Origin of the sequence: Microbulbifer marinus (assembly GCF_900107725.1) — a bacterium.
GTDB classification, from domain to species: Bacteria; Pseudomonadota; Gammaproteobacteria; order Pseudomonadales; family Cellvibrionaceae; genus Microbulbifer; species Microbulbifer marinus.
The window spans coordinates 666,069-674,267 of the sequence record NZ_FNQO01000001.1; the positions used below are offsets into that span (position 1 = coordinate 666,069).

The window sequence follows — 8,199 nt, forward strand, 5'->3', positions numbered from 1 at the left end:
TTACGCCTGCGCCATCGCCTGGCCAACCCGAGCAGCCAGGTCCGCCTCGGCGCATTCTTTGGCGGTGATCATGGCCCGGTAAAATGCCTCACTACTGGCACCACCATGGCTTTTGATCACATTACCTTTCACCCCTAAAAAGCTGGCGCCATTATAGCGGGCGGGTTCCACCTGTGTGCGCCATTTTCGCAACAGCTTTATGGCTAACTGGCCAAAAAAGCGCTTAAAATAACCACTTTTCTCGATGGTGAACGCTTTTTGACCCATTAGTCGAATCACGCCCTCTGCGGACTTCATCGCCACATTACCCATCAAACCATCACAGACTACGACGTCGACGACACCGGTAAAAATATCGTGCCCCTCGACGAAGCCAGCGTAGTCGATTTTTGCATCCCACTCTAAGAGTTCTGCCGCCTGGCGGATCTCTTCCGTACCCTTGTGTGGTTCCGCGCCGATATTCAGCAGAGCCACCTTCAGATCCCGCTTGCCGGTGTGGACCCGCTGGGCCTCGATACCCATGCGCGCAAACTGCAGCAGGTCTTCGGCACTGCAGTCGATGTTGGCTCCCAGATCCAGCAAAAAGCACGAACCCCGCTCCGTCGGCAGGGATTTACCCAGAGCCGGCTTTCGCACACCCTCGATGTTGCCGAGAATACTGCGACTCAGGGCCAACAGCGCGCCGGTATTGCCGGAGGTGACCATTGCCTGCACTTCACCTTTAGCTACGGCTTGCAGTGCCAGCGCCATGGAGGATTCGCGCTTGTGGCGCAGGGCGTGCAGTGGATTACAGTTTTGGGTAATGACCTGCTCGCAGGGCACAATTTCGAGCCGGCCGCTCAGCTGGGGCTGGCGCTCCGCGTCGATCAGGCTCTGGAGTTGGGTGCGAGGGCCGAATAGCTTCAGCTCTGCTTCGGGGAATTTTTTGAGGAATCTTATACAGGCCGGAACGACAGAGCGGGGACCTAAGTCCCCGCCCATCGCATCCACGGCCAATCGCAATTGGCTGGACAAAGTTTACTCTTCTTCAGAGCCGCCGACTTCGATCACCTTGCGACCGCGGTAGAAACCGTCTTTGGTCACGTGGTGACGACGGTGCTTCTCACCGGTAGTCGGATCGACGGACAGGGTCGCACCGGCGCCCAGGGCGTCGTGAGAGCGACGCATACCGCGACGGGAACGTGTCTTTTTGTTTTGCTGAACAGCCATGGCTTGCTCCTAAAATAAACAAATTACACTGGAACCGGGGCGCCTACCGGCGAGCCCAAACTCATCGAACCGCCTTACGACTTCTTCGATGAACCCTTCAACTGTTCCAGCACTTTAAAGGGGTTTTCCCGCTGCTCACCTGACTCATCGGTTTTCTCCCCGAACTGGAAGCGGTCGCGGGCGACACACTCCTGCTCGTGGTAGGCCACCATTGGCAGGTTGAGCAAAATCTCATCTTCGAGTACCTGGTACAGATTCAGCTCATCGCTGTCCTGCACCACCGGATCCAAATTCTTGGGCAGCGCTTTGCCCTGCTCTTCGGACCACACAATTCCCCAGCGGAATTCCGCCTCGACCTGTTCGGGCATCGGCTGCAGGCAACGCTGGCACTCAAGCTGCACGTCGCAGTGCAATTTGCCGCTCACCGTCAGATGGCCCTGCAGGTCCCGCCCGAACTGGAGCTCGGCACGGATATCCCCATCGATCGATTCCACCGCCGCATTCAGTCGCTCCAGCGACTCGTGCGGCAGTATGCCGATCAATTGCTGCTCGCGCTGCACCAGTTTGCGTGCGTCTACGCTCTTGGGAAGCGCTGCTGTGGAGGGGGGTATCGACATAAGCGCGCAATTCTATGGACAAGCCCCACCCTTGTCAAAACAATTCAACCGCCGCAGTATCGGGCTTTTCAATGGCATTCCACCACAACCTGCGGACCCGTTTTTATGGCTCGCTCTTTGATTCTAGCTTCAAGCTCCCCCTACCGAAGCGCACTACTCAAACAGCTGCAGCTGCCCTTCGATTGTGCATCCCCACATATAAATGAAGAAGCATTGCCCGGCGAGCAACCGGCGGCGCTAGCGCGCCGCCTGGCAAAGGAAAAAGCGCTCGCCGTGGCGCCCGCCTTCCCAGACGCACTGATCATCGGTTCAGACCAGGTGGCGGAGTGCGCCGGCCGCGCCCTCGGCAAGCCCGGCGGGCGCGAGCGCGCGATAGCGCAGCTTGAATCCTGCAGCGGCAGGAAGGTCCATTTCCATACCGGCATCAGTGTATTGGACGCTGCCAATGGTGAGCAGCGCACCGCGGTCGAGACTTTCACCGTTCACTTCAGGGAACTAAGCCCGCAGCAGATCCGATCCTACATAGAGCGCGAAACTCCTTACGATTGCGCCGGCTCCTTCAAGGTCGAAGGGTTGGGAATCGCTCTTTTCGAAAAAATGGAAGGATCAGACATGAATTCACTGATCGGACTTCCACTAATTCGACTGGTGGACCTGTTACAGGAATTCGGTGTCGACCCGCTGGCCGCCGGCGACTAAGGCACCAGAGGCGGCCATTCCAGCAACTCGGAGAAGTGATCGATGATCGCCCGGGGCCGGTGGGCGACAAGCCGCTCCGGGCTGTGCACCCCGTAACTGACGCCGATCGACGCCACTCCTGCAGCGGCCGCCATCTCCAGGTCGTAGACCGTATCGCCAACCATTACGGCATCGTCTGCCCCACAGCGGGTTTCATCGAGCAGCTCGCGCAACATCAGCGGGTTGGGCTTGGAGGCGGTCTCGTCCGCACAGCGACTAGCGACGAACAGGTCGCGCAATCCATGCTCTTCAAACTCGCGGTTTAGCCCGCGACGGCTCTTGCCGGTCGCCACCGCTAACTGGTGACCACCTCCGAGCAGCTGATCCAGAGTCTCGAGCACACCGTCGAACAGCGGCAGCGGTTCACTGCGCGCCGCCAACCACTCCTCCGAATAGTACTCCCGCATCTGCTGGCGCTGCTCGCTGGCCGCCTCCGGAAACAGCGACAGGATTGCCTCCGGCAGGCCGAGCCCGATGATATTGCCGATCGCCTCCGGCGCCAGCACCGGCAGCCCCACCCTGTCGGCGGCCCGCTGCATACAGGAAACGATGCGGGCCTCGGAATTGCATACCGTGCCGTCCCAATCGAGTATTACCAACATAACCGTCAAACTGCTCCCACTATTGCCGCAGTGCCGCCAGCACTGCTTCCAACTCATCCGGAAGCGGGGCCTTTACTTCCACTTTCGTACCGTCGGGCAAGGTACAGCGCACCATCGCCGAGTGCAGGAAAAGGCGCCGCAAGCCCGCCGCACGAAACTCCCGATTAATGTCGTCGGCGGTGTATTTCACATCACCGGCAAGCGGACAACCAACAAACTGGGCGTGCACGCGAATCTGGTGCGTCCGGCCGGTCACCGGCTCAGCAGACAACAGCGTTGCCCCCTTGAACCGCTCCAGCACCTGAAAGCGAGTCTCTGATGGCTTACCCTCCGGATTGACGGAAACCATCCGCTCACCGCTCTTGAGGGTGTTTTTGCGTAGCGGAGCCTCTACGACACGACGCCCGCGGGGCCACTTGCCCGCTGCCAGTGCCAGATAGGATTTGCCGACTTTGCCGCCACGCAGCTCTGCCTGCACATGCTGCAGAACGGCGCGCTTGCGGGCCACCATAATTGCCCCGCTGGTATCCCGATCCAGTCGATGCACCAGTTCGATAAAGCGGCTCTGCGGATACATCTGCCGCAGCACCTCGATCAATCCCAGGCGCACACCGCTACCGCCATGAACTGCGAGCCCCGCCGGTTTGTTGACCACCAGCAGGCCGTTCGCATCATAGAGTATGGATTCTTCCACCAGCTGGCGCAGCTGCGCGCCCGCAACCGGCGCTGGCGCCTGCTCCGCCGCGCGGATTGGCGGCACGCGCACGATATCGCCGGCACACAGCTTGTATTCCGCCTTCACCCTGCCCTTATTAACGCGCACCTCTCCCTTGCGCAGGATGCGGTAGATGCGTGAGCGCGGCACGCCCTTGAGGCGCGCCTGCAGGAAATTATCGATACGTTGACCGGCCAGTTCGTCCGGCACGGTCAGAAACTGCACGCCACCAGACGGGTTCCAGGTATCGGTTGGAGTGGCCGCGGGGGCCATATCGGAGGGGGGAGTACTTCGCATGGGGCGCATCATAGCGCCGCTGACACGGCAATTGAAGCACCTCGCAGCCCGTGCTATATTCGGCCGGCCTGAATTGGGCTGGTTTTCGGCCATGGGCGGCTTCCCGTACGGAAGTGACAGCCATGGTTTCAGAGAAAATACCGCCAATCGGCCGGTGCGCGCCTCTTTATATGAATTGGGCCGCGTCATTGACAAAACTTCGCCGACTAGGCCTATCCCCGTGTAAAGAATCCGCGGGCGCCTCGCCGGCTACAACCGCCCGCCATTGGCGGGTAACTATCGCGAAGGTAAGACGGGCCGCAGCCCGCAGCGCTTGAAAGGACGACTCATTTACTTGCGTCCCGCTCTGTAAATTTCGCCAGCGACCGAACTGGCAACCCGGGTGGCAAAGATATTCTCACGCCCGGCGACACAATACAGATAGAACTGAGGGGAATCGGCCAAAAGCCGACCGACAGAGCCGAACGAAGGACGTAAACCTCACCGCCCGCATCAACTTGCATTGGAGGGCGGTGCCCAGTCAGAACGCGGAACCCCGCGATACCGAAACTGGGTAGTACTAAATAAAAGGTGCTAAAGGTACCAACGGATGCCGCGCCATTTGCGCGCATTCGGAGTTACTGCAGTGTGACAAACGGGAAGATACCCGCCTTGCCCCGCCCGAGTCAGTATCGGCCGGAGGCGGCGCCAACCCATAGTCCCTGCCCGCCCCGCGGTCATTTCCGCGCGGCAGCCAACCCACAAGCCTGCGAACTCCGGTGTCCTGCCTTTGCGCAACGCAAGGATACAAGACACGCATGAAGAGAATGCTAATCAACGCAACTCAACCAGAAGAGTTGCGTGTAGCCCTGGTCGATGGCCAGTGGCTATATGACCTGGATATCGAAAACCGTACCCGCCAACAGAAAAAAGCCAATATCTACAAGGGTAAGATCACCCGTGTAGAGCCCTCTCTCGAAGCCGCATTTGTTGACTACGGTGAAGAGCGTCACGGCTTCTTGCCGCTGAAAGAAATCTCCCGCGAATACTTCGTCAAGCAGCCCAAAGATATCGAAGGCCGCATCAAGATCAAGGATGTGGTCAAAGAGGGCATGGAAGTTATCGTCCAGGTGGATAAAGAGGAGCGCGGCAACAAAGGTGCAGCACTGACTACCTTTATCAGCCTCGCCGGCCGCTATCTGGTGTTGATGCCAAACAACCCCCGCGCCGGTGGTATCTCCCGCCGTATCGAGGGCGACGAGCGCTCCGATTTGCGCGACGCCCTGTCCAACGTCGAGGTTCCCTCCGGCATGGGCATTATCGTGCGCACAGCCGGCGTCGGCCGCAGCGGCGAAGAACTGCAGTGGGACCTGAATTACCTGCTGCAGTTGTGGGACGCCATCAAAACAGAGGCCGACAGCTCCAAGGCCCCGCACTTCCTGTTCCAGGAGAGCAACGTCATCATCCGCGCAATCCGCGACTACATGCGTGACGATATCGGCGAAGTCATTGTCGACGACAAGGGCGCCTACCAGCTGGCCGCGGAATTCGCCCGCCAGGTGATGCCCCACTACGCCAACAAGGTGAAGTACTACGAAGACGCCATCCCGCTGTTCAATCGCTACCAGATCGAAAGCCAGATCGAAACGGCCTTTGAGCGCGAAGTGAAGTTGCCTTCCGGTGGTTCTATCGTTATCGATGTCACCGAGGCCCTGATTTCCATCGACATCAACTCCTCACGCGCCACCAAAGGCGGCGATATCGAGGAGACGGCGCGCAATATCAACCTGGAAGCCGCCGACGAGATCGCCCGTCAGCTGCGTCTGCGCGATATGGGCGGCCTGGTCGTGATTGACTTCATCGACATGCAGAGCAAGTCCAACCAGCGCGAAGTTGAAAAGCGCATGGAAAAGGCTCTCGGCATGGACCGCGCCCGTGTACAGATCGGCCGCATCTCCCGCTTTGGCCTGCTGGAAATGTCACGCCAGCGCCTGCGCCCGTCCCTGGGTGAAACAACCTTCCGTGTCTGCCCCCGCTGTAGCGGTCAGGGCACCATCCGCGGCACCAAGTCACTGGCGCTGTCCATCCTGCGCCTGGTGGAAGAGGAAGCGAAGAAGGAGCGCAGTGCGGAAATCCGCGCAATTACGCCGGTAAATGTCGCCACCTACCTGCTGAACGAGAAGCGCAAGGCGATCTCCAATATCGAGTCCCGCAACAACACCCGCGTGGTGGTGGTGCCGAACGCCGATATTGAAACGCCCCATTTCGAAGTACAGCGCCTGCGCGACGACGAAACCGCCACCCTGGAAACCTCTTACAAGATTTCCGGCACGGTGGAAGACACCAGCGCCAGGGAAGAAGAACCGGTCCGCGCACCCGCTCAGCCGGCGGTACAGCAGATTGCCCATACGGCCCCGGCGCCGACGCCGGAGAAGAAGCCGGAACCGGGTCTGTTCAGCCGTCTGATCAGCGCCATCGCCGAACTGTTTTCGGGCGAAGGTGACAAGACCAAGAAACACAAGAAGACCAAGGGCCGCGGCAAGGACTACAAGCAACAGCGCAGCCGCAGCCAGCGCAGCGGCCGCGGCGCACGTGGCGGCCGCCCTGCTCGTCGCCGCGACGAGCGGCGCGACGAGAGCAAGCAGGAAGGCAAGCGTGAAGAGCGCCGCGAGGAGCAGCGGGAAGAGAAACGCGCAGGCAAGCGTGAAGAAACTCGCGAGACCGTCTCCGAGCGTCCGGCCGGAGAAGGCCAGCGTCGCCGACGCCGTCGCCGCGGTGGCGAAGGCCGTCGCCGTCGCGAGGAAGGCCAGGCTCCAGCGAAAGAAGCCGCAGTGACCAGCGAGAGCGTCGAGCAGCAGGAAGAATCCCCTGAGCAGCGTCCGGCGCGTCGCCCGAGCAATGTGCGCGGTCGCCCGCAGGCTCGTCGTCGCGGTCGCCGCGGTGACAATGCGGCCGCCGCCGCGGTTGCCCAGAACCAGGAAGAGCTCGAGCGCGAAGTGAATGAAGCGATCGACGAGGCCGAAGGCGAAGCCAAAAAGTCTTCCGACAAGAAAGCTGCCGCTAAGCCCGCTGAGCCCCGTGAGGCAGCGAAACCCGCTGCCGCTCCGGCGGAGCAGAAGGTTGCCGAGCCCGAAAAAGCCGTAGAGCAGCCTGAGCAGGTTAGCGAAGCTGCGCAGCCCAAGCCAAAGAAAGCCACGGAAGAGCCGGCGCGCGTGGAGACCGCCGCGGAGGAGCCACAGAAGACCGAGGTGGCAGAGGAGGCCGTAGAGGAAGCCGCTCTGGAAGAGGCTGCCGAGGCAATCGAAACTGCAGCTGAAGAAGTGGTCGAGGAAGCCATCGTCGAGGAAGCTGTCGAAGTCGCCATTCAGGAAGAGACAGTGGCAGCCGAGACCGAAGCCGCCGAAAAGCCGCCAACAGCGGCCGCAGGCGTCCAGGGACGCGCCAGCAACGATCCGCGGGTTAACCCGCAACCGCTGCAGGAGCTGGCCATTGTGACCGAACATCGCGACCTCGGCCCGCTGCAACCGCTGGACACGGCCCAGCCCGCGGCAATCGAGCACAGCCCGCGCGCCCTGTCCCGCCCGACCAACGACCCGCGCGTCGCGCGTCAGCCAGTGCAGGCCAACGACAACGGCGACAGCGATTCTGCAGAGGCGAGCTAAGCGAGCAGCACCATGAGTTAGCGGAGGCAAGTCGGTCCACAGTGACTGACTTGCCTGCCCAATACTGGTCAATAAATCGGCTAACTCATTGAACTAATTAAAAAAATCGTCCGCGCCCTTGTACCGGCAAAAACCGCCGGTATAATGCGCCAGACAATTTGGTGGGGTGGCTGAGTGGTCGAAAGCGGCGGTCTTGAAAACCGTTGACTGTAACAGGTCCCAGGGTTCGAATCCCTGCCCCACCGCCATATAAAACAACCCGGCTTCGGCCGGGTTTTTTTATATGGTGCTGGGGTAGATTTGGATGAGAACCCCGTTCGAGCCGGAGCTGGCGAAGCCAGCGGAGACCAGCGAGCGCAGCGAAGCTAATCCCTGCCCCA

The 8,199-nt window shown here is 60.6% G+C and carries 7 protein-coding genes and 1 tRNA gene; 3 read left to right on the forward strand and 5 right to left on the reverse strand.

The window, feature by feature from the left end:
* From plsX to BLW36_RS02970, 3 genes are all read right to left on the reverse strand, one after another.
* Nucleotides 1-1,014 (reverse strand): phosphate acyltransferase PlsX, encoded by a 1,014-nt coding sequence (plsX, locus tag BLW36_RS02960; protein ID WP_091384983.1) that lies wholly within the window; start codon nucleotides 1,012-1,014, stop codon nucleotides 1-3.
* Nucleotides 1,015-1,017: 3 nt separating this feature from the next.
* Nucleotides 1,018-1,209, reverse strand: coding sequence for a 50S ribosomal protein L32 (gene rpmF, locus BLW36_RS02965; RefSeq protein ID WP_069947959.1), 192 nt, complete (start codon nucleotides 1,207-1,209; stop codon nucleotides 1,018-1,020).
* Nucleotides 1,210-1,283: 74 nt separating this feature from the next.
* A complete protein-coding gene (locus BLW36_RS02970; RefSeq protein ID WP_091384985.1) occupies nucleotides 1,284-1,826 on the reverse strand; it encodes a YceD family protein in 543 nt (180 codons plus the stop codon).
* Nucleotides 1,827-1,931: 105 nt separating this feature from the next.
* Between BLW36_RS02970 and BLW36_RS02975 the strand changes: the two genes are divergently transcribed.
* Nucleotides 1,932-2,525: a Maf family protein gene (locus BLW36_RS02975; RefSeq protein ID WP_091384988.1), complete on the forward strand. Its 594-nt coding sequence runs from the start codon at nucleotides 1,932-1,934 to the stop codon at nucleotides 2,523-2,525.
* On the opposite strand, the gene BLW36_RS02980 is transcribed toward BLW36_RS02975, so the two are convergent.
* Nucleotides 2,522-3,166: an HAD-IA family hydrolase gene (locus BLW36_RS02980; RefSeq protein WP_091384990.1), complete on the reverse strand. Its 645-nt coding sequence runs from the start codon at nucleotides 3,164-3,166 to the stop codon at nucleotides 2,522-2,524. The genes BLW36_RS02975 and BLW36_RS02980 overlap by 4 nt on opposite strands.
* Before the next feature lie 19 nt (nucleotides 3,167-3,185).
* Entirely contained in the window at nucleotides 3,186-4,154 is a 969-nt protein-coding gene (gene rluC / locus BLW36_RS02985; RefSeq protein WP_244506178.1) for a 23S rRNA pseudouridine(955/2504/2580) synthase RluC, read from the reverse strand.
* Nucleotides 4,155-4,975: 821 nt separating this feature from the next.
* Between rluC and rne the strand changes: the two genes are divergently transcribed.
* Nucleotides 4,976-7,819, forward strand: coding sequence for a ribonuclease E (gene rne, locus BLW36_RS02990; protein WP_091384993.1), 2,844 nt, complete (start codon nucleotides 4,976-4,978; stop codon nucleotides 7,817-7,819).
* 160 nt (nucleotides 7,820-7,979) lie between these two features.
* A tRNA-Ser gene (locus BLW36_RS02995) sits at nucleotides 7,980-8,067 on the forward strand.
* Nucleotides 8,068-8,199: the final 132 nt, after the last annotated feature.